The organism is Sphingomonas sp. CFBP 13733, assembly GCF_014841795.1.
GTDB lineage: Bacteria > Pseudomonadota > Alphaproteobacteria > Sphingomonadales > Sphingomonadaceae > Sphingomonas > Sphingomonas aerolata.
In genome coordinates, this window is the sequence record NZ_JACYUP010000003.1 from 754,523 (window position 1) to 780,796 (window position 26,274).

Here is a 26,274-nt window from a genome sequence, read left to right on the forward strand (position 1 = left end):
CGGGGGATCGAACTACTGCCCCTCGTCAAATCCCGGTTCCTCCTCGGGCGGCCGGCGATCGTCGCGTGGTGGCCCATCCTCCGGTCGATCTCGGCGTGCGGGGCCGACCGAGATCGTCCCGTCCTCGCCCATCTCCAGGTTGAAGCCGAGCCCCTCGATCTCGCCGCCGAGCGGCAGGACGCTGTTGTCCCCGTCTTCGGGGGGCAGTGCATCGGGGTCGATTTCCTCGACCGGCGGCGCGGCGGCGACGACGGGGGCGATGCCCAGCGCGGACTGCATGAAGTCGCGCCAGATCCGCGCCGGGATGCCGCCGCCCGACAGGCCTGGATTCGAGCTGTTGTCATCGTTGCCGACCCATACGCCGACCACCAGGTCGCGCGCGAAGCCGACGAACAGCGCATCCTTGTTGTCCGACGTCGTCCCGGTCTTGCCGAACGCATCGACCGTCAGGTTGGCGCTCCGCCCGGTTCCGTTGCGGATCGAGGCGGCGAGCAAGTCGAGCATCTCGTCATGGATCTTCGGCGGCAGGGCGGTCGAACCCCCGGTCAGCGACTGATACCAGCCCTTTTCCCGAACATCGGCCAGCCCGCGCGGCTGCACCGGATAGGTCTCGCGCGCGATCGCGGCATAGGCGGCGGTCAGTTCGAGCAGCGACACGGTCGAGGTGCCGAGACCGATCGTCGCCTCGTTCGGAATGGGCGTGGAAATGCCCAGGTCGCGCGCCGCCTTGATCACCGCCCGGACGCCGACTTCTTGCGTCAGCCTGGCGGCGGCAACGTTGGACGATCGGGCAAATGCCTGGCGCAGCGTGATCGTCCCCTGATAGCGCCCGTCGCTGTTCTTGGGCGTCCAGTCGCCGATCGTCACCGGGCGGTCCTCGATCGTCGAATCGGGTGTCATCCCCGCGCGCATCGCGGCGAGATAGACGAACAGCTTGAACGTCGAGCCGGGCTGGCGCCGCGCCTGCGTCGCGCGGTTGAACGGGCTCTTGCGGTAGTCCTTGCCGCCGACCATCGCGACGACGCGGCCATCGGGGCGCATCGCCACCAGCGCGACCTGCGCCTCGCGCAGTCCGGCGCGCGCGACGGTTCGTTCGGCGGCACGTTGCAGCCGCGGATCGAGCGTGGTCCGGACGGTCGTCTCGGTCTTCACCTCGCCCGCCTGGTCGCGCGCCTCGGGCAAGATCCAGTCGGCGAAATAGGTGCCGTTGGGAAGTTGCGTCGGGCGGTTCGACAGCACGCGTTGCGGGCGGACCGCATCGCCCTCCGCTTCGGTAAGGAAGCCTGCGGCGACCATCGCGCCGACGACGACGGCTTCACGCTTGCGCGCACCCTCGAGGTTGGAGGTCGGGGCAAGTCGCGACGGCGCCTTGACCAGCCCGGCGAGCATCGCTGCCTGGCCGACGTTCAGCGCCGCGGGTGTCCGGCCGAAATAATGTTTGGCGGCCGCGCTGATCCCATAGGTGTTGTCGCCGAAATACACGTTCGACAGATAGCGCGAGAGAATCTCGTCCTTCGACAGCCATGCCTCGAGCCAGACGGCGATCATCGCCTCCCGGATCTTGCGCGTCGCGGTGCGGTCCGAATCGAGGAACGCGTTCTTCGCGAGCTGTTGCGTGATCGTGCTGCCGCCCTGACGCACCCCGCCCGACCCGAGATTCGCCCAAGCCGCGCGCGCGATCCCGCGCGGGTCGATACCCCAGTGCGAATAGAAGCGGCGGTCCTCGATCGCGAGGAACGCCTCGCGCACGTGCGGCGGCAGCGTCGCCGCGTCGACCGGCTTGCCGATGATCGCGCCGCGTCGGGCGATCGGCGTGCCGTCATCGGCGGTGAGCGTGATCGAGGGCGGGGTCGGCGGCTGCAGCGATTTCGACAAAGGCGCGGTGATCGCCAGCCAGATGATCGCGATCACCAGCAGGATGATGCCGATACCGGTGCCGCGCACGATCCACCGGCCGATCCCGCCCCGCCTGCGCCGCGGTGTTGCGGGCTGGGGGTAGCCATCGTCCTGGCGGGGATCGTAATTGCCGTCCGGATCTTCGCCCAGTCGCTCGCGCTCATATTTCTCGCGCAGGCGTTCGCGCTCGGTGATCAACCGTTCGCGTTCATAGGCATAGGGCTCGCGTTCGCCGGACATGCCGGAGCCGGATCGGGCGGGGTCGAAGGGATCGGGGCGCATCGGATCGTTCCAGCGGTCGGGCATCTGGTGTGTTATCGTTCTATGACAGTTCGGACAAGCCTATGCGCACGCTTAACGTGTACGCGCGCTGAGCGACAGCATTGGCCTGTTGTCATCACCGGGCGAAACGGGGAAGAGCATAATGATGACGTTCGAACAGGGTGACACCGTGGCAGCTACCGACTCTCTATCGCCCTCCCTGCCGCTTGTCGTCGGCATTGGCGGGACGATCGGCGGCGTGTCGTCGACCGAGCGCGCATTGCGGATCGCGCTCGATTCGGTCGAGCGACACGGATACCGGACACAGATGTTCGGCGGCGCGGACATGGCCCGGCTGCCGCTTTACGATCCCAAGGCGACCGAGCGGACCGAGGACGAGCGTGCCTTTGTCGCGGCGGTGCGCGCGGCATCGGCGGTGATCATCGCCAGCCCGGGCTATCATGGCAGCATCTCAGGCGTGGTGAAGAATGCGCTCGACCTGCTCGAGGAAACCGCACGTGATGCCGAACGGCCCTATCTGGCGGACATGCCGGTCGGGCTGATCGCGACCGCCTATGGCTGGCAGGCGACGGGCAGCACGATCGCGGCGCTGCGCTCGATCGTCCACGCACTTCGCGGCTGGCCGACGCCATTCGCAGCGGCGATCAACACACAGGTGACGAAATTCGATGCCGAGGGCGGGGCGAGCGATCCCGCGGTCCTCGAGCAGCTTCGGCTGGTCGGCCGGCAGGTCGCGCGGTTCGCACCTTTGTCCGAACCGGCAAACTGACCGCGCGTCGCACCGCCGCGTCACCCGGGCCTGGCCCGGAATGACGCGGTGGGCGGGACGGGCCGGTGTTAGCGCAGCCCGCCGCCGAGCGCGCGATAGAGCTCGACCGCATTGGTATCGCGGACCAGCCGCGTCGCCAGCAGGCTCTGCTGCGCGGTGTAGAGAGACCGCTGTGAATCGAGCGTGTTGAGGAACGGATCGATCCCCGCGCGGAAGCGCAGTTGCGACAGGTTGAACGCGCCCGCCGCATTGTCGCGCAGCGACGTCTGCGCTTCGAGCTGGCCGTTGATCGTACCGCGCCGCGCGAGCGCATCGGCGACTTCACGGAAGCCGGTCTGGACGCTCTTCTCATAGGTAGCGAGCATCGCGTCGCGCGAGGCCTTGGCGTAGTCCAGATTGCCCTTGTTGCGACCGAAGTCGAAGATCGGCTGCGTGATCGACGGCGCGACCGACCAGGATTCGCTGCCCTTGCCGAACAGGTTCGACAGGCCGAGGCTCAGCGTGCCGAGCGACGCGGTCAGCGAGATATTGGGGAAGAACGCCGCGCGGGCCGCACCGATATTGGCGTTCGCCGCAATCAGCTGATGCTCGGCGGCCGCGACGTCGGGGCGGCGCAGCAGGACTTCGGAGGACAGGTTGGCGGGCAGGTTTTCCAGCGTCGGCGTCTTCTCCGGCATCCGGGCCGGCAGCAGGTCGGCGCTCAGCGTGGTGCCTGCGAGCAGGTTGAGTGCGTTCTGGTCCTGCGCGATGAGCGTCGTCGCGTCGGCGATGTCGGAGCGCGCCTGGTCATAGGTCGTCCGCGCCTGGCGCACTTCGAGTTCGGACGCGATGCCGATGCGGAATCGATCCTGCGTCAGCTTGAGCGTTTCCCCAAAGGCCCGTTCGGTGTCCTGCGCGATCTTCAGCCGATCCTGGTCCGCCGCCATCGTCAGCCAGGCTGTCGCGGTTTCCGCGATCAGCGACACCTGCGCGGCGTTGCGGTTTTCCTCCGCGGCGAAATAGGCCTGCTGCTGCGCCTGGGTCAGATTGCGGACCCGGCCGAACAGATCGATCTCCCAGGCCGAGACGCCGAGATTGGCCGAATAGATATCGAACCGGCCGCCGCCGGCGACCGCCCCGGCACCGGTGCCGCCGCCGCCGTTGCCGCCTCCAGTACCGCCGCCCGTCGTGCCGCCCGTACCGCCACCGACGGCGCCGAAGGGGGACTTCTGATAGGTTGCGCTGCCCGTCGCACCCAGCGTCGGGAATAGGTCCGCGCGCTGGACGCGATATTGCGCCCGCGCCTGCGCGACATTGGCGACCGCGATGCGGACGTCGCGGTTGTTGTCGAGCGCGGTGCGAATGACGCGGCGCAGGCGGTCGTCGGTGAAGAACGCCTCCCATGCGGTGTCCGCGGGCACGATCGCACCCGCCGCATCGGTCGCCGCATAAGCTGGTCCGGTCGGCGTGGACGGAGCCACCGGAAGCTCGGGCCGGACATATTTCGGGGCCAGGTTACAGCCGGCGAGCGTGAGCCCGGCGGCGAACGTCAGAGCGATTTTGCGCGAGAACATCGGATCAGGCCTCCTGCGGCCGCTGGTCGTAGGGCGTGGTGTCGCCGTCACGGGTGTCATCACGGTGGCGGTCTCCATCCTGCTGGCCGGGCTTGTCCTGCTTGAAGACGCGCTTCACGAGCAGGAAGAACAGCGGCACGAAGAAGATCGCGAGCACGGTCGCGGACAGCATGCCGCCGACCACCGCCCAGCCGATCGCGTTCTGGCCGCCGGCGCCCGCACCGCTCGACAGCGCGAGCGGGAGAACACCGAAGATGAACGCGAACGAGGTCATCAGGATCGGGCGAAGACGCAGCTTGGCGGCCTCGACCGCGGCATCCGCCGCATTCATCCCGTCACCCATCTTCTCCTCGGCGAACTCGACGATCAGGATCGCGTTCTTCGCCGCCACGCCGATCGTCGTGATCAGGCCGACCTGGAGATAGATGTCGTTGTTGAGCCCCGCGACCATCGCCGCGAGCACCGCACCGAGCACGCCGAGCGGCACGACGAGGAGCACGGCAATCGGGATCGACCAGCTCTCGTAGAGTGCGGCAAGGCACAGGAACACGATCAGCAGCGACAGCGCATAGACATAGGTCGACTGCCCGCCCGAAAGCTGTTCCTCATAGCTGAGGCCGGTCCACTCATAGCCGATGCCGGGGGGCAGCTTGGCCGCCATCTCCTCCATCGCCTTGATCGCGGTGCCGCTGCTGACGCCGGGTGCGGGCGACCCCATGATCTCGAACGAGGCGACGCCGTTATAGCGTTCGAGACGTGCGGGACCGTAGGTCCAGTCGGTCGTCGAGAAGGACGACATCGGCGTCATCGCGTTGGTCGCGCCGCGGACATAGAAGTTGCCGAGGTCGGCAGGCGACTTGCGGAACGGCGCGTCGGCCTGGACGAACACCTTCTTCACGCGACCGCGGTCGATGAAGTCGTTGATGTACGATCCGCCGAACGCGGTGCTGACGGTGGTGTTGATGTCCGCCTGACTCAGCCCGAGCGCGCCTGCCTGGGCCTGGTCGACGTTCAGTTTGAGCTGTGGCGCATCCTCCAGGCCGTTCGGACGGACCTGCATCAGGCGCTTGTCCTGGCTGGCCATGCCGAGCAGCATGTTGCGGGCCTCGAGCAGCTTGTCGTGGCCAACGCCGGCATTGTCCTTCAGCATGAAGTCGAAGCCGTTGGCGTTGCCGAGTTCCTGCACGGCGGGCGGCACGAAGCCGATCACCATGCCCGCGCGAATCCCGGCAAGCGCCTGGTTCGCGCGCTGGGCGACCGCGGCGACGGTATTCGCGTCGCCTTCGCGATCCTCCCACGGCTTGAGCTGGATGAAGGCGAGGCCGACATTCTGGCCCTGGCCGACAAAGCCGAAGCCGCTGATCGTGAAGATGCCCGCGATGTTGGCCTTCTCGTCGACCAGGAAGTGATCGCGCAGCTTGTCCATCGTCCGCGCGGTCTCTTCCATCGTCGTGCCCGTGGGCATCGACACCTGCGCGAACATCAGCCCCTGATCCTCTTCGGGAAGGAAGCCCGAGGGCAGTCGCAGGAAGACGAACAGCATCGCGCCGACGATGACCGCATAGACGATCATCGTCCGTACCCAGCCCTTTTCGACGCGGCGCAGGCCCTTGCCATATCTGTCGACGCCGCGATCGAAGGTCCGGTTGAACCAGCCGAAAAAGCCCTTCTTGTCGCCGTGATCCTGCTTGGACGGCTTCAGGATGGTGGCGCAGAGTGCGGGCGTCAGGATCAACGCGACCAGCACCGAAAGCACCATCGACGAGACGATGGTGATCGAGAACTGGCGGAAGATCACGCCGGTCGAGCCGCTGAAGAACGCCATCGGCAGGAACACCGCGGACAGCACGAGACCGATGCCGACCAACGCGCCGCTGATCTCGTCCATCGATTTCTTGGCGGCTTCCTTGGGGCTCAGCCCCTCTTCCTGAATCAGGCGTTCGACATTCTCGACGACGACGATCGCGTCATCGACGAGCAGGCCGATCGCCAGCACCATGCCGAACAGCGTCAGCGTGTTGATCGTGAAGCCCGCGACCTGAAGCACGGCGAGCGAGCCGAGCAGCACGACCGGCACCGCGATCGTCGGGATGAGCGTGGCGCGGAAGTTCTGGAGGAAGAGGAACATCACGAGGAAGACGAGGATGATCGCCTCGATCAGCGTGTGGACCACCTGTTCGACCGACAGCCGCACGAACGTCGAATTGTCGACCGGATAGGCGATCTTGACGTCGGCCGGGAACTGCTTGGCGATCTTCTCGACCTCGGCCTTCACCAGCGTGACGGTGTCGAGCGCGTTGGCGCCCGGCGCCAGCTTCACGCCGAAGCCTGCTGCCTGCTTGCCGTTGTAGCGCGCCTGGAAGCTGTAGTTTTCCGAGCCCATCTCGACCCGGGCGACATCGGCGAGGCGCACGGTGGCGCCGCCGGTGGCCGAGCGGATGATGATCTGGCGGAACTGTTCCGGAGTCTGCAGACGCGACTGCGCAGTGACCGTCGCGTTCAGGGCCTGGCCCTTGACCGCGGGAAGGCTGCCGACCTGACCGGCGGAAACCTGTGCGTTCTGCGCGGTGATTGCCGAGGTGATGTCGGTGACGGTGACGCCGAGGTTCGACATCTTGAAAGGATCGACCCAGATCCGCATCGAATATTGCGCGCCGAACACCTGCGTGTCGCCGACGCCCTTGATGCGGCTGAGCGGATCCTGGAGCTTGGAGGCGATCAGATCGCCGAGATCGACCTGGTCATGGCTGCCGTCCTGCGAATAGGCGGCGATCACGAGCAGGAAGTTGGCGGTCGCCTTGGTCACGCGAAGCCCGGCCTGCTGCACTTCCTGCGGCAGGAGCGGGGTCGCCTGTTGCAGCTTGTTCTGCACCTGGACCTGCGCGATGTCCGCGTCGGTGCCCTGTTCGAAGGTCAGCGTGATCGCGAGATTGCCCGCGCCGTCGCTGGTCGAGGCGAAGTAGCGAAGGTTGTCGATCCCCTTCATCTGCTGCTCGATGATCTGCGTCGTCGTGTTCTCGAGCGTCTGCGCGTCGGCGCCCGGATAGGACGTCGCGACCGTCACCTTGGGGGCGGCGATCTCGGGGAACTGTGCGATCGGCAGCGACCGGATCGCGAGGACGCCGGCCAGCATCAGGATGATCGCGATGACCCATGCGAAGATGGGTCGATCGATGAAATAGCGTGACATGAGGCGTTACTTCCCGGCCTGCGTGGACGCGGCACCACCAGCTGCGGCATTCCCGGCGGCGTCCTTGCCGCCGGCCTTGCCGACCTGCTGCGGAGCGGCGGGCTTGACGGTCGTGCCGGGGCGCAGGTTGAGCAGCCCCTCGACGATCAGCTTGTCGCCGGGCTTCAGCCCGCTGGTGACGATCCACTTGTCGCCGATCACGCGGTCGGTGACGACATTGCGCTGCTCGACCTTGTTCTGTGCGGTGACCACCATCGCGGTCGCCTTGCCGCGCGGATCGCGCGTGATGCCTTCCTGCGGGGCCATGATCGCCTGGCTGCGGATACCCTCGACCAGCTTGGCGCGGACATACATGCCCGGCAGCAGCAGCCCGTTGGGATTGGGGAAGCTGGCGCGCAGCGTCACCGCGCCCGTCGCGGGGTCGACGGTCACTTCGGCGAACTGCAGGCGACCCTCGATCGGATAGGTCTGGCCGTTGGGCAGGATCAGCTGGACGCGTGCGGTACCGTCGCCACGCGTCACGCCGCCCGAGGCCATCGCCGCCTTCAAATCGAGCAGCTGCGCTGCCGACTGGGTGACGTCGACATAGACGGTGTCGGTCCGCTGGATCGTCGCGAGCGCGTCGGTCTGACCGGTCTGGACGAGCGCGCCGGCGGTGAAGATCGACCGGCCGATACGACCCGAGATCGGCGCCTTGATGCGGGTGAAATTGAGGTTCACGCGCGCGGCTTCGACCGCTGCACGCTGCGCTGCAACATTGGCGCGCGCCTGCTGGGCGGAGGCGGTGGCGTTGTCCGCCTCCTGCTTGCTGACCGCGTTAAGCGCGACGAGCTGGCCGTAACGCTGTGCCTGGAGTCGGGTCGCATTGATCTGCGACTGGGCGGCGCCGAGCTGACCCTGCGCGGTGCCGAGCGCGGCGCGATAGGGGGCGTCCTCGATCTCGTAGAGGACCTGGCCCGAACGGACCATCGCGCCCTCGGTGAACAGGCGACGGCGGATGACGCCCGATACCTGCGGGCGCACTTCCGACGTCTCCACCGCGGCAATCCGCCCCGGCAGCTCAGTGGTCAGCGTCACCGCCTCCTGCGCGACCGTCACGACGCCGACCGTGGGCGTCGGCGGGGGCGGGGGGGCTTCTTCCTTGCTGCACGCCGCCATCAGCGCCAGCGCGGCCAGGGCCACCGATCCCTTGAGATTCAATCGCTGCATGTTGAGCATCCCGACGTCCGTGCAGAAGAGTTCACCGGAATGAACGTTCATTCCGCTTGCGCCGCCGCTATGGACGTGCAAACGCCGGGTCAAGTTAAAACGTCGTCCGGAGTGGAATTTTGAGTGCAGTGCAACATGAGAAGTCGGCGCGTTCGCACATCGTTGATGCGGCCCGGCATCTTTATGCGACGCAGGGATTCCATCAGACGTCGATGGCCGAACTGGCTGCCGCTGCGGACGTCAGCGTCGGCCAGATCTATCGCCTGTTCACCGGCAAGAACGCGCTGATCCAGGCGCTGATCCTCGAGGATGCCGAGGCCAAACTCTCAGACCTGCGCAAGCTGACCGACGACGTTTCGACGGGGCGGCTGTCGATCGAGCGCGGATTTGTCGAGCTCGCGCGGCGGTCGCTCGCCAAGGGGGATGAGGCGCTGTCGTTTGATATCATGGCGGAAGCGCATCGCAACGGCGAGGTTGCGGACACGATCGGTTCGCTGTGCGCGGGGTTTCGCGCGGTGGTGCGCGACCTGGCCTGCGTCGCGAATCCAGCGCTGTCGGCAAATGCGCTCGACGGCGCGGAGGAGCTGGTGCTGGCGTGCATGTTCGGGCTGGGGCATCGGACACTGTCCTGTCCGCGGTTGTCCGAGACCGAGACCGCAGAGGTCACCGGCCGCATGATCCTCGCGGCGCTCCACGCTCTCTGAGACACGACACGGTGTCCTGACGACGGGGCAGGCGGCCCCGTTTGGCGGGCGGGCGGCGGCGCGGGGCATTACCGATTGTTGCACTGCGGCGCGCGAAGTCGGATAAGCGGTTCATGACCGAAACGACACGACGCGACATCATGATGGCTCTTGCGGCCACGGGCCTGTGGCCGGCGGCGGCACTGGCACAGACGGGGTCGGGCACCCCCCGCAAGCGCGGCGCCGCGGCGTCGTCCGCCCCCGCGCTGGGCAAGCCCGAGTCGTTTTCCTGGGAGGCGCTGCAACAGCGCGCCGCGGCGCTGGCGCGCGCGCCCTACCGCGCACCGGCCAAGGTCGCGGCGGCGGAGGCGATCGATTATGATGCGGTAGGGTCGATCAGCTACAAGCCCGAACGGACGCTGGCGGGCGGCATCCGCCTGTTCCCGCTCGGCCGTTATGCGCCGACCCCTGTCGCGATCCATGTCGTCGAACGCGGACAGGCGCGTGCGGTCGATTTCGCCGCGGATCTCTTCAAGACCGAATCCGGGCATCACGCCGCACTTGGCATCGCCGGCTTTCGCGCGGTGTCGAGCGACGGCAAGAGCGACTGGATGGCGTTCATCGGCGCCTCCTATTTCCGTACCGCCGGTTCGCAGGACCAATATGGCCTGTCCGCGCGCGGTATCGCGATCGATACCGGGATCGACGGCAAGGAGGAGTTTCCCGCCTTCACCGCCTTCTGGATCGAGGCGACGGGCGCGCAGAGCTATACCGTCTATGCGCTCCTCGACGGGCCCAGCGTGACCGGCGCGTACCGGTTCGTGTGCCGCTACACCGACGGGATCGATGGCGGCGTCGTCCAGGATGTCTCGTCGACGATCACGCTGCGCAAGGACGTCGCGCGGCTTGGCATCGCGCCGGCGACGAGCATGTTCTGGTATGGCGAGGGCAACCGCGCCGCGGCGATCGACTGGCGCCCCGAAATCCATGATTCGGACGGGCTGGCGATGGCGACCGGTGCCGGTGAGCGGATCTGGCGTCCGCTCGCCAATCCCGCGACCCCCACGCTCGACAGCTTCCAGGACGACAATCCGCGCGGCTTCGGCCTGATCCAGCGTGACCGGGCGTTCGATCATTATCAGGACGACGGCGCCTTCTACGATCGCCGCGCTAACCTGTGGATCGAACCGAAGGGCGACTGGGGCAAGGGCGCGGTGACGCTGTACGCCTTCCCGACCGCGAGCGAGACGGTCGACAATGTCGCCGCCTTCTGGGTCCCCGCCGCGCCGGCGACCGCGGGGAAGACGATGCAGTTCGACTATCGCCTGACCTGGTCGTCGCGCGATCCGTCGGTCGCGCAGGCCGCGCACGCGGTCGAGAACTGGCGTGGCTCGGCCGGCCGGCCGGGGGCCGAGCCGACGCCGGGCGCGCGGAAGGTCGTCGTCGATTTCGTCGGTGCGACGCTCGCCGGTCTCGACCGGTCGAGCGGGGTGACGGTGCAGGCCGATGTGAGCCGTGGCCGGATCCTCGCCAGCGCCGCCTATCCCGTCGTCGGTCAGCCGAACCGCTGGCGCGTGACGCTCGATGTCGCCCCCGAACGCGGCGTCCTGGCCGATGTCCGGCTGTTCCTGAAGCGCGGCGGGCAGTCGCTCAGCGAAACCGTGCTGACGCAGGTGGGTTGAGCCATGACCGTGGACAGCCCGGGCCGCCCCGGTCATCCCGCACTTCCGGCACGATTGCCCGCCGACGTCCCGATCGACATGCCGCTGCAGAATTTCCGGGCGCGCGGCACCCGCGGCGGGCCGACGCCCGACCCGCTGGCCGGACCGTCGAACGGCTCGGACACGCTGACCTCGCCCGAGGGCATGTCGTCGCGGCGACTGCTCCTGTTCCTGCTGACGATGCTGCTCGCCACCACCGCCTCGGCGGCGGTCCAGGATTCGCTGCTCGGGGACGGCATCGACCTGTGGGACGTCGCGCTTCTCGTGCTGTTCTTTCCGCTCTTCGCGTGGATCGCGTTCGGGTTTCTCAACGCGCTGATCGGGTTCGTTCTGCTGATGACGCGGATGCATCCCGGCTTCGTGCCGGTGCCGCAGAACCGCCAGCCGCTGACCGGGCAGACCGCGGTGCTGATTCCGGTCCATAACGAAGATGTCGACGCGGTGTTCGGCCGGATCGCACGGATGATGCACGCGATCGAGGCTGCGGGCGAGGCGGCGAGCTTCGCCTTTTTCGTGCTGAGCGATTCGGGCGAAGAGTCGGGCGCGCAGGAGGTCGCGGCCTGGGAGGTGCTCGCCCCCGGATCGCGCGTCCCGCTCTATTATCGCCGCCGGACCGACAATGTCGCGCGCAAGCCGGGCAATGTCGCCGACTGGGTCCGGCGCTTCGGCGGCGGCTATGATCACATGCTGGTGCTCGACGCGGACAGCCTCATGAGCGGCGACGCGATGATCGGCATGGCGCAGGTGATGGAGCGCCGCCCCTCGGTCGGCCTGTTGCAGACGGTGCCGACGATCCGCGGCGCGACCACGCTGTTCCAGCGCTGGATGCAGTTCAACAGCCGGCTCTACGGCCCGATCTCGACCGCCGGTCTGGTCTGGTGGTCGGGGTCGGAGGCAAGCTTCTGGGGGCATAATGCGATCATCCGCACCCGGGCCTTTGCAGAAAGCTGCGGCCTGCCCGTGCTGCCCGGCGGCCCGCCGTTCGGCGGCGCGATCATGAGCCACGACATGGTCGAGGCCGCCTTGCTGCGGCGACGCGGCTGGGCGGTGCACCTGATCATGATCGACGACAGCTATGAGGAGTTTCCCCCGACGCTGATCGACATGGCGGTGCGCGACCGGCGCTGGGCGCAGGGTAATATCCAGCATCTGAAGCTGCTCGGGTCGGACGGGTTCCACCCGGTCAACCGGCTGCAGCTGGCGATCGGGGCATCGGCGTACATGACGTCGCCCGCCTGGCTGGTCCTGATCCTGACGACCATCGCGCAGGCCTTTGCCGGCGAAAGCAAGCTGGTCGAGGCGACGACCTCGGCGCGCGTGCTGGCGCTGACGGTCATCCTGCTGTTCGGTCCCAAATTGCTCGGGATCATCTGGGCGGTGTCCGACCGGAGCCGGCGCGCGGCGTTCGGGGGCGCGCGGGCGATCATCCTGTCGGCCATTGCCGAGATTCCGCTGTCGATGCTGTCCGCGCCGGTCATCATGCTGACGCAGACGATGGATCTGATCAGCATCTTCCGTGGCCAGCCCTCGGGCTGGAGCCCGCAGAACAGGGATCGCGACGGGCTGTCGATCGCGGATGTCGTGCCGCGCTATCGCTGGCATCTGGCGGCGGGGGTCGCCCTGCTCCTGATCTCGCCCGCCGTTCCGATCACCGCGCTGTGGCTGGCGCCAGTGACGCTGGGGCTGTTGCTGTCGCCGTGGCTCGCCAAATGGAGCGCGAGCAACGCGGCGGGGAGCCGCGCTGACGCGCGCGGCCTGTTCCAGGTGCCCGCCAGCGGCATTGACCAGCTGCCCGCGACAGAGGCGTCGGCGCTCCACGCGATCGCGCACTGACGCGCGACGCGCGGCGCCGCCGACGCTACCGCACGGCTTCGGCGGAGGCCGAAACGGCTGGGGCGGATGCGGCGGCGATCAGCGTCGGGGCATCCGCGACGAACCGGTCGAGCACGCCGTCGGCGACCCGGATCGCACCGTCGAACCGCGTCGCACCGGGGATGGTCTGGACGGCCGCAGCCTGTGCGGCGAGACGGCGCGCTTCGGCGAAATAGCCGGGGGCGGCCGTGCCGTCGCGGTTCGCGGCGTCGAGTCCGGCGGCGGTCATCTGGAGCGCGCGGCCCCAGAGCTGCATCGCATCGAGCCAGGGCCGTGCCTGGTCCGCAAAGCCCGGGTCGATCGTGCCCGAGCGGATCGTGTCGGGCGCGGCAGCGAGGGTGTCGGCCGCCCTGGCCAGATCGGCGAGCGCGAGACCGCGGGCCGCCGCGTCGCCCTCCGCCAGCGCGAGGCGCACGGCGTCGAGCTGCGCCTTGAGCCTGGGCGCCTGGGGCTGCCAGGGTTGGCTGCCGAAGGTCGGGGCCAGATGCTGCGTGTCGAAGAAGCTCAGCAGCGCCGCGGTCGCGCGCGGATCGCCGCCCGCCAGCTCGCGGGCGGCGAACTGCCACGTGCGGTCCGCGTCATAGTCCTTGTCGTTCCAGCCGAACGCAGCAACGCCGGTCACCGCGACGCGGCTCGGCGCCTCCTGGTTCATCGGGTTCGACAGGATCCCCGTCAGTTCGCCCGCCAGCCCCGCCTCGCGCCGCGCATAGGGCGCGAGCAGCAGCCGCCCGGTGGTCTGGGCATAATCGTTGACCGGATAATTGTCCCACAGCAGCGTCTTGCGCCCGAAAGCCTTGGTCGCGGTCTTCGCATCGGCGATCGAGATCGCGGGGGGGACGACATCGGTGCCGGTCCACTGCACCACGACGCGGGGGTCGAGATATTTGCGCAGCGCCGCCTTGTACGGGGTTTCCTTCGCGTCGTAATATTCGGTCGGCACCATGATCAGCGGGCGCGACGACGGATCCTTCGCGACGAGATCAGCCTGGACCGCGTTCAGCAGGCGCGATTGCGCGATGCCTGCGGCTTCGGCGCCCGATGGTCCGAAACTGGCCTTGTCCCGCTCGCAATTCCATTTGGTATATTCGATGTCGTCGAGCGCGACGTAGAAGCTGTGGACGCCGATCGATCGCAGCGCGGCGAACTTGCGTTCGAGCGCCTGAGCATCGGCGGGGTCGGAGAAGCACACCGACGGGCCCGGCGACACCGCATAGACGAAATCGACATGGTTGCGGCGTGCGGTCGCGACCAGCGTGCCGAGCGCGGACAAAGTCGCCGCGGGATAGGCCTCGCGCCAGCGATCGCGCGCATAGGGATCGTCCTTGGGGCTGTAGACATAGGTGTTCGCCTTGACAGTGGCGAGGAAGTCGAGATGCTTCGTCCGGTCCGCCATCGTCCAAGGCTTGCCGTAAAAGCCTTCGATCGTGCCGCGCATCGGCATCGCGGGATGATCCTGGATCACCAGCGCGGGGAGGACCGGGCGTGCCGCGAGCTGGCGGAACGTATGGACGGCATGGAACAGTCCGTCCGCGTCTTGGCCCGCCAGCGTGATGATGCCGCTGTTGCCCGTCGCGAGCGTGGCGATCGTATAGCCTTCGGGATGCGTGTCGCGGACGGTACCGGCGCGGGCAAGCGCGTCGCGGACGATCGCGGTGTCGCCGGTGCCGAGTAGGATGTGCGGGCGATCGGGGGCGGCGGGCAGCCGCCGCGCGGTCGTGATCGTCGTGACTCCGGCGGCGCGCAGGATCTCGCGGACCAGCGCGACGCTGTCACCGTCGGTGCCGGCTGGGGCGACAAGCACCACCGATCGGCCGAGCGTTATCGTGCCGGTCCGCAGCGCGACCGACGTCGGCGCGGGGAAGATGGCGGGCATCGTCACCGGCTGCGCGGCACCCTGCGCGGAGACCGTGGCCGCCAGGCCCGTCGCGATCAGGGCCGCGTACGTCCCCGTCATGGCCATGCGTCGCGTCATAACAGCTCTCCGGTATTTCATTGGTATTATGAGAGCGGTTTAGGCACAGGACGGCGTCACGGCAAGGCGTCGCTGCCACGGCGGCCATTGCCGACAGACTTTGGTCAGGATGGGGTGGCCGACCGTGGGCCCCTATCGCAGGGCCGGCGGGACGTCGGGTCCACGCGGCGGTCGGATGAAAAAATGCCATTGACCCTTACGACCTTCGTAGGTGATCAGCGCAATTGCAACCACTTAGCACCATTCCTGCTACTTGAGCGAAACTGACTTCTGTCGACCATGCTACCTATGAGGTTTGCAAATCTGCGGCGCGGGTTTGATCCTATATTCCGGTCTGCACGATGAGTTCGCAGTGTTCGCGTTTGCTGGTTCGAGTAGGAAAGCCGCTCGTCGCCTTCTGACGCGATCGGCGGCCTTCAGCTGCGCACCTACGGCTGGTCCACGTCAGCTAACTCGACTCGGACACATTCAACTCCGTCGGTTGCGAATGCCGGCAGTGGCGGCAGACGCCGCCATTCAATCTGACGATGAGAAAGGCGTGTATGATCACCGAACCCCAGCAGCATCGATGTCACAACTTGAATCTCAGGGAGCACTCGTCTGCCTGTACCTGATGATCTGCCGATGCCTTGGGCTGGAGACGAAAAACAGGACCTCACGGGAAGGAAAACGCACATGACGAACATCGAGCAGGCAATTGGCATCGTTGAGCTATGTGCTCTGGTGAGCGGAGCCATGGGGATGGATCGAAGGACCAGAAACGAAATGCTTGCCGGCGTGGGCCTGCCAGTCGGATATAGCTCGGTCTTATTGACCTACGCCGAGAGCGGCGAGACTGCAGCCTTCCTGTATCGCAGAAGCGCGGCGGGCACCCCGTCCGCGTCGGACATCGCCGTCTCGATGGCACTCAGTGGATCGATGTCGGTCTTGCCGGTATTGGAAAGCGATGTGGAGCAAGGCGTACTGAGCCTCAGTATCAGCGGAAAGGCTCGGCAGCGTTCAGCCGAATATGCCTGTGTACCGCAGCTTGCCCGCCTCGCGGAGCTCTCGTAACAGCTCGCCAGCAGGATTATCCTCCGTCGAGATCCAATCCCACTTCACCACTCCGATTTCAGCACTAATATTGTCAGCGTAGTGCTTGAACTGAAGCAGTTCCGGATCGACGTTCCAGCCGCAACTCATCGCGCCGATGACGTTCCGGTTGTCCCCTATGAGAAGCACGTCGTCGAATCTGTTTTCGTGAGCGTATTCAAGTGCAATCATCGCAGCGATCCATTCAGAATGACCGCTGCTCCTGCCGTTCGATCCCGTGTGGTAAAGGCGTGCATCTTGGCCGCATACCAGGCCACAGTGCATGTGCTTGGTACCTTGAGGAAACGAACCGTCGAAAAATATGGTCGTGGTCAACAAGGGGGCTCCTGATCGATTGCGGCCGACGCCGCGTCCCGCAGTATAATAGCGATAGCAAAGTTCTCCAGCGACGCGGCGCGGGCCTCAATGTGCTTGGATCTCCAGGTCCGGTCCGCAGCACTTCAAGGCGCGAGTATGGTCCCCCCGCGTCGCGGCACAGGTAGAAGGCGCCGCCATTGCGTAGCAAGGTTCCGGTCTCGTCGACCCGGCTTCCGATTGCCATCGTGAGCTTCCTGAAACTGCAGCTATGGTCGAAGTGGGATCAGCGATCACGCTCTTGGCGTTTGCGATCGGCCTTGCGCGCACGGCTCACTGCAGCTGCATGTTCGCGCGCGCGCCTTTCGGATGGCTTCTCGTAATGCTGACGCAGCTTCATCTCGCGGTACACGCCCTCGCGCTGCAGCTTCTTCTTCAAGGCCCGCAGGGCCTGATCGACGTTATTGTCCCGTACGGTAATCAGCATGTGTGCTCAGCCTTAGGAAGTGCAGGTCCAAGCTGTGGCGACTACCGCTGGACAGATTGCCTGCCAAGTGACGGTGGCGCGTAGGTGACCATAGGCCTTCCGGTATCGGATGTTCGGCTGATCAGAGCAGCCCGGTCCGGCGGTACAGCTCGACACCCCGAGGCGTCCAGAGGCCATACAGGCTGCGCTCGGTCCGCCTCCTGCCTTCGATCAGTCCAAGTCCGTCCGGCGCGAGCACCAGGAGACGCGCCCATCGGCCGACGCGCTCGCCGTCTTCTTCGGCACGTGGCTGGTAGGTCGGTGGCGTGGAGACCTCGTCCGGCGCAAACCAGTCCGTCTCACGCGTCTCGGCGAGCGCCGTTGCGAAAAGAAACGCCTCTTCCGCCATCCCGATCGCCGTGGCTCCACTCCGGTCGTGTCGTACGACTATGCGCATGTCCTCGACGTGCAGCAGATCCAGGACCATCTCGGGCGAGGGGAGGAAGGGCAGTCCGGCGACCTGCCGCGACATGCCGCCCAGCCCCATGAGCGCGAGCGCAGACGCGAAGTGGCTTCTCACCACCGCAGGGTCCGGACCTGCGGACGGTCGGCTGGGCTTCAGTCCCGGAAGCGCCGGGAGCGGATGCGAGCGGACGGCAGCGACCTGAGCGGCTTGCGAGTGGCTGACCCGGACGCCGATGGCGTAGCCGCCGACGATCGGCGTGCCCGACGGCGTCAACTCGAGCTGCCAGTGGTCGACCTGCTCGTCGAAGGCCTCGTGTACCCTGGCCTTCAGCGTAGAGAACGACTGGGTCGAGCCGGCCATCCCCTTGACCTCGGAGACGACGACGCCTGTAGCGGCTAGCGGGTGGATCCAGAGGTAGTCCGGCCGCCGCGCCTTGGGCAGTACCTCCTTGGCGTGAGCCCGCCAGACATAGCCTGCGCCTTCCATGCAGAGCCCCGCGATCCCTACGCCGACATCGTGCGCGAAGGCATTGAGGGCCTGATCCCCGAGCTGGTCCACGTCGGGAAGGGTGATCAGGTCGACGGCATTTCGGTCGACCAGCGCCTTCATGAGGTTGGAGGCGTTCCGGGTCAGCGTACGGGTGATCGCCGGCCTGACCGTCGACTTCGCCATGTTTCTCGCCATGCTGAACGCGATCTCGTGACGCGTGAAGGACCGCGAGCCCGGAAACGGGGACGGAAGGACGCCGACGCCACGATCCGGCCAGGCGACGATCTGCTGATAGGGGATCGAGACGGCCTTGCGGCTGGGTATCCACTGCATCAGCATGGACTAGTTGACGCTTCGTCCTGCCGCAATGCGTTCAAGTCCCCTCGGCTCCGGCGCGCTCGACCACGTTCTGCGTTCTGAAAGGCTCCTTCTCGAACCGGAATCCGTCCCGCCCGTGCTCCGATCTACTGCACGTCGAATCCCGGTAAGGAGATCGGTTTCCCGGGGCCGATGCCATCGACGGCCACCCTGGGATCGCCCGCCTCGGGTCCCCTCAACCGGTGCCGTTCGTCGAGAAAGCGCGCGAGCCAGCCGGAACGCGCGCCATGGAGCATCTTCGCGCCCCTGATCGCGTTGTGGAAGAGCCGTTCGGATCTAACGCCGCGTCTCACCGCCGCATGGACTAGCAGCAACGCGCCGCCCGCCTCGACGGTCATCGTCGATCCTCCCTGCGGACATTCCGGGATCCCTGTCCATCAGCCGTCGAGCCTTCCGCTCCTGGCCTCGTCCTTTGCCCGTTCCCATTCCTTCTTGATCAGGCGCTGTGCCGCTTCCTCCACGGCATCGGCCCGCACTAGCCACTCCGGTCGGGGATGGTGCCTGGCGGAGATGAGATCCTGAAGGGCCTGGAAAAGCCTTCGGTCCAACTCGTGTCTGTCGCCGGGCGAACCAGCCTCGCGGCAGGCCGGATTGAGACGCAGAACTATCCCTGCCCTGGCGGCGTACACCTTTCGCCAGTTCACCGGCCGCGCCGGGCTGACCGCTCCCCGCCTCAGTTCGGCCGTGAGATCGACGACGAGATCGCGCATCGCCCCGCGCCAGACCGCGCGCTCGGCCGTGACGTGCTGGACGAAGATCGCTTTATCTGCGTTCGCCTTTCCGGAGCGCGCGCCGAGCCGCGCGCCCAGGTACGCGAGTGCTCCGGCGAAGGCGGTCCCTGCACCCTGGGCCCACACCCAGCTGTTCATCGAAGAAGAAGCGGTCGTGACAATAATTTTCCTTCCCGTTCCACCTTCCGCCGCAGCAGGCCTTCCTGCAACCCGCGATCGTCGGTGCCGAGGGCATCAACGGCGTACGCCTCGAAAGATTTTGCGTTCATCGCCGTTTTCTGCGATGGACGGCCAATGACGTATCCCGGGGGTAAGGGCAGGGCCTACCAGCGCATCATCAGCCTGATGCCGCCGCATGCCACGTACATCGAGACCCATCTGGGTGGCGGGTCGATCCTCCGGCGCAAGCGAGCGGCACGGCGCAGCATCGCCATCGACATGGACGAGCGCGTAATCGCCCGCTGGCGGGCGAGCGAAATGCAGGACGTCGACTTCGTCCACGGCTGCGCTGTCGGCTTCCTGCGCGGCTACGAGTTCACCGGCGACGAGCTGGTCTACGCCGATCCGCCCTACTGGCCCGACGCGAGGCGCCGGACACGCTGCTATCGGCACGACTACACGCGAGACGACCATCACGCGCTGCTCGACACACTCAGGACGCTTCCATGTCGCGTCATGCTCAGCGGCTACGCCAATCCCGTCTACGACGAGGCGCTGGCGGGCTGGACGCGGCATGCGGTGCTTAACCAGACCCGGACAGGTCCCGTGGAGGAGTGGGTGTGGACGAACTACACGCCCGATCACCGGCTTCACGACTACAGCTATGTAGGAGACGACTTCCGGGACCGGGAACGCATCAGACGCAGCCGCCAGACACAGGTCCAGCGTCTGTATCGGGCTCCGCCGATCGAACGGGCCGCGATGCTCAGCGACATCGTCGACACGTTCGCCGACGACCTGAGGGCGCTCGTGGAGCGCGCCCGATGAGCGGGCGCATCTTTCTGGACGCCCATGCGACGACCCCCGTCGATCCGGCGGTGATCGAGGCGATGCTGCCGTGGCTGCGTCAACCTGCGAACAGCCACGCCGGCAACGCCATGGGCCGGGAGGCCGCCGCCGCCGTCGAACGTGCCCGGGCCCAGGTCGCCGCGCTGATCGGCGCGGAGCCGGATGAGATCGTCTTCGTTCCCAGCGCCACCGTCGCCACGAACATCGCACTACGCAGTCTGGCGCGCCCGGGCACGACCGCGCTGCGATCCGCCATCGAGCATCCGTGCGTCGTCGGGACGCTGGCTGACCTGGAGCCCGCAGTCACGGTCGCCGAGATCCCGGTCGACGACGAGGGGCTGGTCGATGTCGACGCAGTCGCCGAGGCGGCGGAGCACGGAGCGAGCGTCGTCGCGGTGATGGCGGTCAACAACGAGGTCGGCACGGTCCAGCCTGTCCGGGAGATCGGCGCGCTGTGCGGATACCTGTCGGTGCCGTTCTTCGCGGACCTAGCGCAGGCCGCCGGGCGCATTCCGCTGGACGTGCGCCGCGACCTGATCTCCGCAGGTGCCGTGTCGTCGCACAAGGTGTACGGTCCGCAGGGGATCGGCGCGCTGTTCTGCGAGCGCAGCTTGATGCCGGTCATGCGGCCGGTAACGAGCGGCGGCGGCCAGGAAAGGGGACTCAGCCCGGGTACCTTGCCTACCGCGCTGTGCGTCGGCTTCGGCGAGGCGTGCGCGTTGGCGCTGGCCGCACTGGCCGCCGAGACGGTGCGCCTGGGAGGCCTGCGCGACAGACTTCGCGACATGCTCGGGGCGGGCATCTCCAGCATGGCGGTGAACGGCTCGATGGAGCATCGGGTAGCGGGCAACCTCAACGTGTCGTTCCCCGGCGTCGATGCCGATGCGCTGCTTGCGTTGATACCCGACGTTGTCGCATCCACCGGTTCTGCGTGCAGTTCGGGCGCGATCGCGCCTTCGCCGGTGCTCGTGGCGATGGGCCTGCCGGAACCGCGGATCGCAGGCGCCGTGCGGTTCGGACTGGGCCGGCAAACGACGATAGACGACATGGATCGCGCCGCGGCGCTGGTTATCGCCGCCGTAAAGGCGCTAAGGACGGAGACTAGGCCATGAAGGCAGGGGAAGCGATGATCGCGGCAGACGCCGCGCGCGACACGCGCGCGTGGCAGGACGACAGGAGCCTGAAGTTCTCCGGACACGAATCCTTCGTGATCCGCTATGGCTGGCTGCCCAAGCTGCACGGCGCGGTCGTGGAGACGCCGGAGATCTTCTCCTCGGACGAACGTGCTATCCTGGCGCTCGGCCTGGGACGCAACATGGTCAAGTCGATCAGGTTCTGGGGCGACGCGCTCGGGCTGATCCGGCAGGAGGGCCGATCGGTCGTGCCGACGGACCTGGCCGTTCGCCTGCTTGATCCCGTCACGGGCCGTGATCCCTACCTGGAGGACGTGGGGTCGCTCTGGCGGCTGCACTGGCTGCTCGTGACACGTGCTCGCCTGGGCGCGTGGGCGACCCTCTTCATGGACGTCCGCGACGCCGTCATCCCCCGCGAGCGGCTGGTCGCCTCGGTCGTAGGCCGGGCGGAGACGCTCGGCTCGCGCGTCTCGCCGGCGACCGCTGCAGCCCACGTCGACATCCTGGTGCGGACCTACCATGCAGGCCGGAACGACGGACCCACGATCGTGGAGGATGCCCTGGGCTGCCCTCTTCAGGAGCTGGATCTCGTCCGCCAGGAAGCTGTGCTCGGGACGCCCACTCTCCGCCTCTCGCGGGGGCCCAAGCCGACGCTCGACCTGCCCGCCCTGGCGTTCGCGCTGCACGACTTCTGGACCGGTACCGCGCCCGGCTCGAGCGCGATCGCCCTGCGGTCGCTGATGCTTGCCAGACGATCGCCCGGCATGGTCTTCGTACTCGACGAGGCGAGCCTCCACGAGCGACTGGCGGCGCTGTGCGCCACGATCGCAGGGTTCGAGCTGCGGGACGACGGTGCAGGGGGCGTCGATCTGGTCGCGACCCGCCCGGCTGCTCTCGACGAACTGGAGTCCCTGGCATGGTGACCGCCCGTACAGTCGCCGACCACGTGCACGTCACGCGGCGCTACGTCCGCTCGACTGATCTTGCGCGTGATCTCGACGACGCAGAGGCCATGGACGGCTATGTCGTGACCGCGACGGTCCGCGAGGCAGTCACGAGGGTCGTACATGGCCTGCGTCCGGACTCACGGCAGCGCGCCTTCCGCATCACCGGACCTTACGGAGTGGGCAAGTCGAGTGTCGGTCTGCTGCTGGCCCGCATGCTGCGAGGCGACGCCGACGCGACGGCGATCGCGGCCGACATCCTGCCTGCGGGAATCCGGGCACCCCGCTACGAGCCCATCGTCCTAAACGGCCGGCGCGCCAGCTTCGTCGACGATCTCCTTACAGCACTCGCTGAGGCGTCCGACCGGCTGGGCGCCACAGCCGTCGCCGCGACCGTCGAGGACATTCGTGCATCCGGAGACCGGTCCGGTCCCGCCCTTGCGGCCCTGGAGGCACTGGCTGTGCATCTCCAGGCAAGCAGCGGTCACGGGCTGCTGCTGCTCGTCGACGAGATGGGCCGGTATCTGGAGTTCGCGGCCTCCCACCCCAGGCTGGAGGATCCCTCGGTCTTCCAGGCGCTTGCCGAGCGGGCCGGCGGGCGCGGACGCGCACCGCTCGCGGTCGTGACCATGCTTCACCACCGCTTCTCCGACTACGTCGCAGGGCTGGGCGAGTGGATCGAGGCGGAATGGGCCAGGACCGCGGAGCGCTACGAGGAGATCTCGTTCCGCGAGAGTGCCGAGCAGACGCTCTTCCTACTATCGAACGCGCTGGAGCCGGTCGGTCCCGCGGCAGCCGTCACCAAGGCGGCCGCAGCGCTGTTCTGCGCCGCTGGCGCACGGGGCATGTTCCACACCGCTCCGGCGGAGCTGAAGGCGATGGCGGGCCGCCTGTTCCCGCTGCATCCGGCGACCGTGGCAGCCCTTTCGGCGGTCGCGCGGCGGTTCGGCCAGAACGAGCGCTCGGTGTTCGGCTTCCTCCAGTCGCACGAGCCGCACGGCTTCCGCGACCATGCGGAGCGTATGCCCTATTCCGCGTCAGGCTGGTACCGCCTGCCCCAGCTGTTCGACTACCTCAACGCCCAGGGCGACCTGCGCCTGCGCGCACCGGAGCGCGAGCGGCGCTGGCAGCTGGCGCTGGACGCTCTCGTCCAAGCCGACGGGCTGGACACGCGCGACACCGACGTCCTCAAGACCGTAGCGGTGATAGCAGTGCTCGATCCCCTGCCGGGACTTCGGACCGACGCGGCGTCGATCGCATGGTGCCTGGGGATCGGCGAGGAGGAGGCGGACGACGCACTCGCCCGTCTCACCGGACTGCGTATCCTCTACCGTCGGCCCCACCGGGACGACTACAGCCTATGGTCGAGCACGAGCGTGGATCTGGACCACTGGATCGACGAGGCGCGGATCCATGTGCCCGCGGCGACGCGGATCGACGCGCTGGCGAAGAGCCTGCCGCCCGCCCGCCCGATCGTCGCGCACCGGCACTATCACCGGACCGGAACGCTGCGCACCTTCGCCGTGACCACCGATGGCGGGACGCGAGACGGCGACGGCGCGATAGTCCTCGTGCCGCTCCATCCGGACGAGGACGAGGACGCGATGCTCGCCGCGGCAGCAGAGCTGTCGCGCACGGCGCCGCCGCTCACGCTGGTCTGCGTCCAGCGCGTCGACGCGGCGGACCTGAAGTGGGCGCACGAACTCGGCATGTGGCGCTGGATCAGCGCTAGCTGCGAGGAGCTTCGCGTCGACGATCTGGCGCGAGGCGAGGTCGCCGCCCGCCTGGCGGCGGCGGAGGCGGCGCTCGGTCGCACGCTGAGCGCATTCGCCAGACCGACGGTCGGCGACAGCTCCACGTGGTTCGATCGCGGCGTGCAGCTGGAGCTGCCCGGTGCGGCGGATCTCAGCCGCCATCTCAGCGACATGCTCGACGAAGCGTTCGCCGGCACTCCGATCCTGCGCAACGAGCTGATAAACCGCGGCAGGATATCGACCGCGGTCGCGAGCGCACGGATGCGGCTGCTCGAGCTGATGGTGACGACGGCGGACGAGCAGTATCTGGGGCTGGAGGGAGCCCCACCTGAGCGGACCGTCTATCTGGCGACCTTCAGTGCCTCGGGCATGCACCGCCAGGGTCCGGACGGGAAGTTCGCGTTCGGGCGCCCCGACGAGGACCCGCTGAACTGGGGACCGGCGTGGGACCATCTGGACGCGCTGGTCAAGAAGGCGGGGCTGGTCCGTTTCGACCATCTGGTGGAGGCGCTCGGCGAGCGGCCCATCGGACTGCGCGCGGGGCCGGCGCTGCTCCTGATCGCAGCGTTCATGCTGGCGAGCCGCCGCGACATCGCGCTGATGGAACGTGGCACGTTCCAGCCCGAGATCACCGGACCGCACTTCATGCGGCTGGCCAAGGCCCCCGCCAACTTCGCCCTGCGACACCTGGGAGAGGCGGACGACCGGCGGCAGGTGCTGGAGCGGCTTGCGTCCGAGCTGGTGGTGTTCGACGGCGGCGCAAGGCCGGAGGCGGCGCTCAAGCAGATCGTGGAGGGCATCTACCTGTGGTGGCGGCGTCTGCCCGAGTACACGCTGAAGACCCGCAACGTGTCTGCAATGACGGACGCAGTCAGGTCCGTGCTCGCGAAGGGCAAGGAGCCCGTCGACCTGGTGTTCACGGATCTCCCGCGGGCATGCGATGCCGTTCTCCCCACCGGCGAGATCGACGCTACTCTGATGGTGGAGCGGCTGAACGCCGCCATGCTGGAGCTCGGCGAGGCCGAGCCGATGCTGCGATCCATGGCGGCCGCCGCGCTGGCGGAGGCCTTCGGAACACGTGATCTGGCCGGCGTCCACGAGCAGATCAGGGTGGACTATGCGCCACACAGGCTGTCGCTGCGCGACTTCACCCTGAGGCAGTTCGTAGAGCGGATGCTCGCACCCGAGGGCGAGCGACGCCAGCTTGAAGGCGTCACGGGGCTGCTCGGCGGCCGGCGCATCGATGGCTGGACGGACGAGAGCCTGGACGCCTTCGCGTTCGAGGCGCGCTCGACGGCCGAGCGCCTGGCGCGCTGGCTGATGGCGATCCGCAGCGCGGTAGCGCAGAAGTCGGACCTGCGTACGGTCCACGTGGTCTCGACATCGGGCGACGAGCAGATGATGGTGGTGCGCGCCGGAGGCGGTCCGCGTTCGTCCGCCGAAGTGGAGGGCGAGCTGCGCAGGCTGCTCGAGGGGCGTGCCGACGCAGGCGCCATCCTGGGGCGGCTGCTCGTCGAGCGCATGCCCGAGGGCCTGAAGGAGGAAAGCGCATGAAACCCGTACGGCATGTCCTGAGTCTGTCAGGAGGAAAGGATTCGGCGGCGCTTGCGATCTACATGCGCGATCGCGTCCCGGACATGGAGTACATCTTCTCGGATACGCGCAAGGAGCTGCCCGAGACGTACCAGTATCTCGAGAGCATCGAGGATTATCTCGGCAAGCGGGTCCATCGTCTGAACGCGGATCTTGGCTTCGACCACTGGTACGACGTGTACGGCGGCATGATACCGTCGAACCATCGTCGGTGGTGTACCAAGATGCTCAAGCTCAAGCCATTCGAGACCCACGTCGGCGACGACGAGGTGCTGAACTACGTCGGTCTTCGCGCGGACGAGAACCGGTCCGGGTACATCAGCCACAAGTCCAACATCACGCCCGTCTACCCGTTTCAGGACGATGGGCTGCGTCTTCCGGACATCGAGCGCATCCTTCGAGATTCAGGCGTTGGCATGCCGCCCTACACCAAGTGGGGCCGTACCCGGTCGGGCTGCTTCTTCTGCTTCTACCAGCAGAAGATCGAATGGGTGCGGCTGAAGGAGACCTATCCCGACCTTTACGAGAAGGCCAAGGACTACGAAAAGCCGTTCGAGGGCAGCGGCAACACCTTCACGTGGAGCGAGCGCGAAAGTCTTTCCGAGTTGGAAAAGCCCGCACGGATGCAGGCGATCAAGGACGATCACGAGCGCCGACGTCTTGCTCGCGAGCGCCGGGGTGATAGTCTGACGCTTGCCGAGGTCTTCGCGGATGGCGGCGGGGAAGATCCGGAGGGTGACGCGTGTCTGATCTGTACGCTGTGACCGTAGTAGTACAGG

20 protein-coding genes are annotated in these 26,274 nt (G+C 67.3%); 10 read left to right on the top strand and 10 right to left on the bottom strand.

Features of this window, described 5'->3' with window-relative positions:
• Nucleotides 1-12: 12 nt before the first annotated feature.
• Nucleotides 13-2,202, bottom strand: a complete 2,190-nt coding sequence (locus IFT71_RS12140; protein ID WP_192141034.1) for a transglycosylase domain-containing protein — start codon at nt 2,200-2,202, stop codon at nt 13-15.
• Between the two features lie 121 nt (nt 2,203-2,323).
• Between IFT71_RS12140 and IFT71_RS12145 the strand changes: the two genes are divergently transcribed.
• The gene (locus tag IFT71_RS12145; protein ID WP_052148883.1) at nt 2,324-2,947 is read left to right on the top strand and encodes an NADPH-dependent FMN reductase; all 624 of its coding nucleotides are present in this window, start codon (nt 2,324-2,326) and stop codon (nt 2,945-2,947) included.
• Nucleotides 2,948-3,015: 68 nt separating this feature from the next.
• On the opposite strand, the gene IFT71_RS12150 is transcribed toward IFT71_RS12145, so the two are convergent.
• From IFT71_RS12150 to IFT71_RS12160, 3 genes are read right to left on the bottom strand one after another with little or no spacing between them, the layout of a single operon-like run.
• Nucleotides 3,016-4,500 carry an efflux transporter outer membrane subunit gene (locus IFT71_RS12150; protein ID WP_192141036.1) on the bottom strand — a complete coding sequence of 495 codons (1,485 nt, stop codon included), beginning with the start codon at nt 4,498-4,500 and terminating at the stop codon, nt 3,016-3,018.
• 4 nt (nt 4,501-4,504) lie between these two features.
• The gene (locus IFT71_RS12155; RefSeq protein WP_192141038.1) at nt 4,505-7,690 is read right to left on the bottom strand and encodes an efflux RND transporter permease subunit; all 3,186 of its coding nucleotides are present in this window, start codon (nt 7,688-7,690) and stop codon (nt 4,505-4,507) included.
• A 6-nt stretch (nt 7,691-7,696) separates the two neighbouring features.
• Nucleotides 7,697-8,899, bottom strand: a complete 1,203-nt coding sequence (locus IFT71_RS12160) for an efflux RND transporter periplasmic adaptor subunit (protein WP_107931489.1) — start codon at nt 8,897-8,899, stop codon at nt 7,697-7,699.
• Nucleotides 8,900-9,027: 128 nt separating this feature from the next.
• Between IFT71_RS12160 and IFT71_RS12165 the strand changes: the two genes are divergently transcribed.
• The 3 genes from IFT71_RS12165 (at nt 9,028) to mdoH (ending at nt 13,136) form a co-directional block, all read left to right on the top strand.
• Nucleotides 9,028-9,603 carry a TetR/AcrR family transcriptional regulator gene (locus IFT71_RS12165; protein ID WP_311725698.1) on the top strand — a complete coding sequence of 192 codons (576 nt, stop codon included), beginning with the start codon at nt 9,028-9,030 and terminating at the stop codon, nt 9,601-9,603.
• Nucleotides 9,604-9,716: 113 nt separating this feature from the next.
• Nucleotides 9,717-11,264 carry a glucan biosynthesis protein gene (locus IFT71_RS12170; protein ID WP_192141040.1) on the top strand — a complete coding sequence of 516 codons (1,548 nt, stop codon included), beginning with the start codon at nt 9,717-9,719 and terminating at the stop codon, nt 11,262-11,264.
• 3 nt (nt 11,265-11,267) lie between these two features.
• Complete coding sequence (gene mdoH, locus IFT71_RS12175; RefSeq protein WP_192141042.1) at nt 11,268-13,136, top strand: glucans biosynthesis glucosyltransferase MdoH; 1,869 nt, start codon at nt 11,268-11,270, stop codon at nt 13,134-13,136.
• Between the two features lie 25 nt (nt 13,137-13,161).
• On the opposite strand, the gene IFT71_RS12180 is transcribed toward mdoH, so the two are convergent.
• On the bottom strand, nt 13,162-15,147 hold the full coding sequence (locus IFT71_RS12180) for a beta-N-acetylhexosaminidase family protein (RefSeq protein ID WP_192141044.1): 1,986 nt from the start codon (nt 15,145-15,147) through the stop codon (nt 13,162-13,164).
• Nucleotides 15,148-15,822: 675 nt separating this feature from the next.
• Here IFT71_RS12180 and IFT71_RS12185 point away from each other — a divergent pair.
• Complete coding sequence (locus IFT71_RS12185) at nt 15,823-16,200, top strand: hypothetical protein (RefSeq protein ID WP_192141046.1); 378 nt, start codon at nt 15,823-15,825, stop codon at nt 16,198-16,200.
• On the opposite strand, the gene IFT71_RS12190 is transcribed toward IFT71_RS12185, so the two are convergent.
• From IFT71_RS12190 to IFT71_RS12210, 5 genes are all read right to left on the bottom strand, one after another.
• Nucleotides 16,147-16,554: a reverse transcriptase-like protein gene (locus IFT71_RS12190; RefSeq protein ID WP_192141048.1), complete on the bottom strand. Its 408-nt coding sequence runs from the start codon at nt 16,552-16,554 to the stop codon at nt 16,147-16,149. The genes IFT71_RS12185 and IFT71_RS12190 overlap by 54 nt on opposite strands.
• Nucleotides 16,555-16,819: 265 nt before the next feature.
• Nucleotides 16,820-17,020, bottom strand: a complete 201-nt coding sequence (gene rpsU / locus IFT71_RS12195; RefSeq protein ID WP_192141050.1) for a 30S ribosomal protein S21 — start codon at nt 17,018-17,020, stop codon at nt 16,820-16,822.
• A gap of 121 nt (nt 17,021-17,141) precedes the next feature.
• Nucleotides 17,142-18,293, bottom strand: a complete 1,152-nt coding sequence (locus IFT71_RS12200; protein ID WP_192141052.1) for a hypothetical protein — start codon at nt 18,291-18,293, stop codon at nt 17,142-17,144.
• A 125-nt stretch (nt 18,294-18,418) separates the two neighbouring features.
• Complete coding sequence (locus IFT71_RS12205) at nt 18,419-18,670, bottom strand: hypothetical protein (protein WP_192141054.1); 252 nt, start codon at nt 18,668-18,670, stop codon at nt 18,419-18,421.
• A gap of 39 nt (nt 18,671-18,709) precedes the next feature.
• Nucleotides 18,710-19,201, bottom strand: a complete 492-nt coding sequence (locus tag IFT71_RS12210) for a hypothetical protein (RefSeq protein ID WP_192141056.1) — start codon at nt 19,199-19,201, stop codon at nt 18,710-18,712.
• A 156-nt stretch (nt 19,202-19,357) separates the two neighbouring features.
• Here IFT71_RS12210 and IFT71_RS12215 point away from each other — a divergent pair, with 156 nt between their 5' ends.
• Genes IFT71_RS12215 through IFT71_RS12235 form a run of 5 tightly spaced genes read left to right on the top strand, consistent with a single transcriptional unit; the run spans nt 19,358 to nt 26,259 of the window.
• Nucleotides 19,358-20,050, top strand: coding sequence for a DNA adenine methylase (locus IFT71_RS12215; protein ID WP_192141058.1), 693 nt, complete (start codon nt 19,358-19,360; stop codon nt 20,048-20,050).
• Nucleotides 20,047-21,183 carry a cysteine desulfurase family protein gene (locus IFT71_RS12220; RefSeq protein ID WP_192141060.1) on the top strand — a complete coding sequence of 379 codons (1,137 nt, stop codon included), beginning with the start codon at nt 20,047-20,049 and terminating at the stop codon, nt 21,181-21,183. The genes IFT71_RS12215 and IFT71_RS12220 overlap by 4 nt, the downstream gene beginning before the upstream one ends.
• Entirely contained in the window at nt 21,180-22,127 is a 948-nt protein-coding gene (locus IFT71_RS12225) for a DUF4007 family protein (RefSeq protein WP_206757448.1), read from the top strand. The genes IFT71_RS12220 and IFT71_RS12225 overlap by 4 nt, the downstream gene beginning before the upstream one ends.
• Nucleotides 22,121-25,456 (top strand): hypothetical protein, encoded by a 3,336-nt coding sequence (locus tag IFT71_RS12230; protein WP_192141064.1) that lies wholly within the window; start codon nt 22,121-22,123, stop codon nt 25,454-25,456. Before IFT71_RS12225 ends, IFT71_RS12230 begins: the two co-directional genes overlap by 7 nt.
• Entirely contained in the window at nt 25,453-26,259 is an 807-nt protein-coding gene (locus IFT71_RS12235) for a phosphoadenosine phosphosulfate reductase family protein (RefSeq protein ID WP_192141065.1), read from the top strand. The genes IFT71_RS12230 and IFT71_RS12235 overlap by 4 nt, the downstream gene beginning before the upstream one ends.
• The last annotated feature ends 15 nt before the right edge of the window (nt 26,260-26,274 follow it).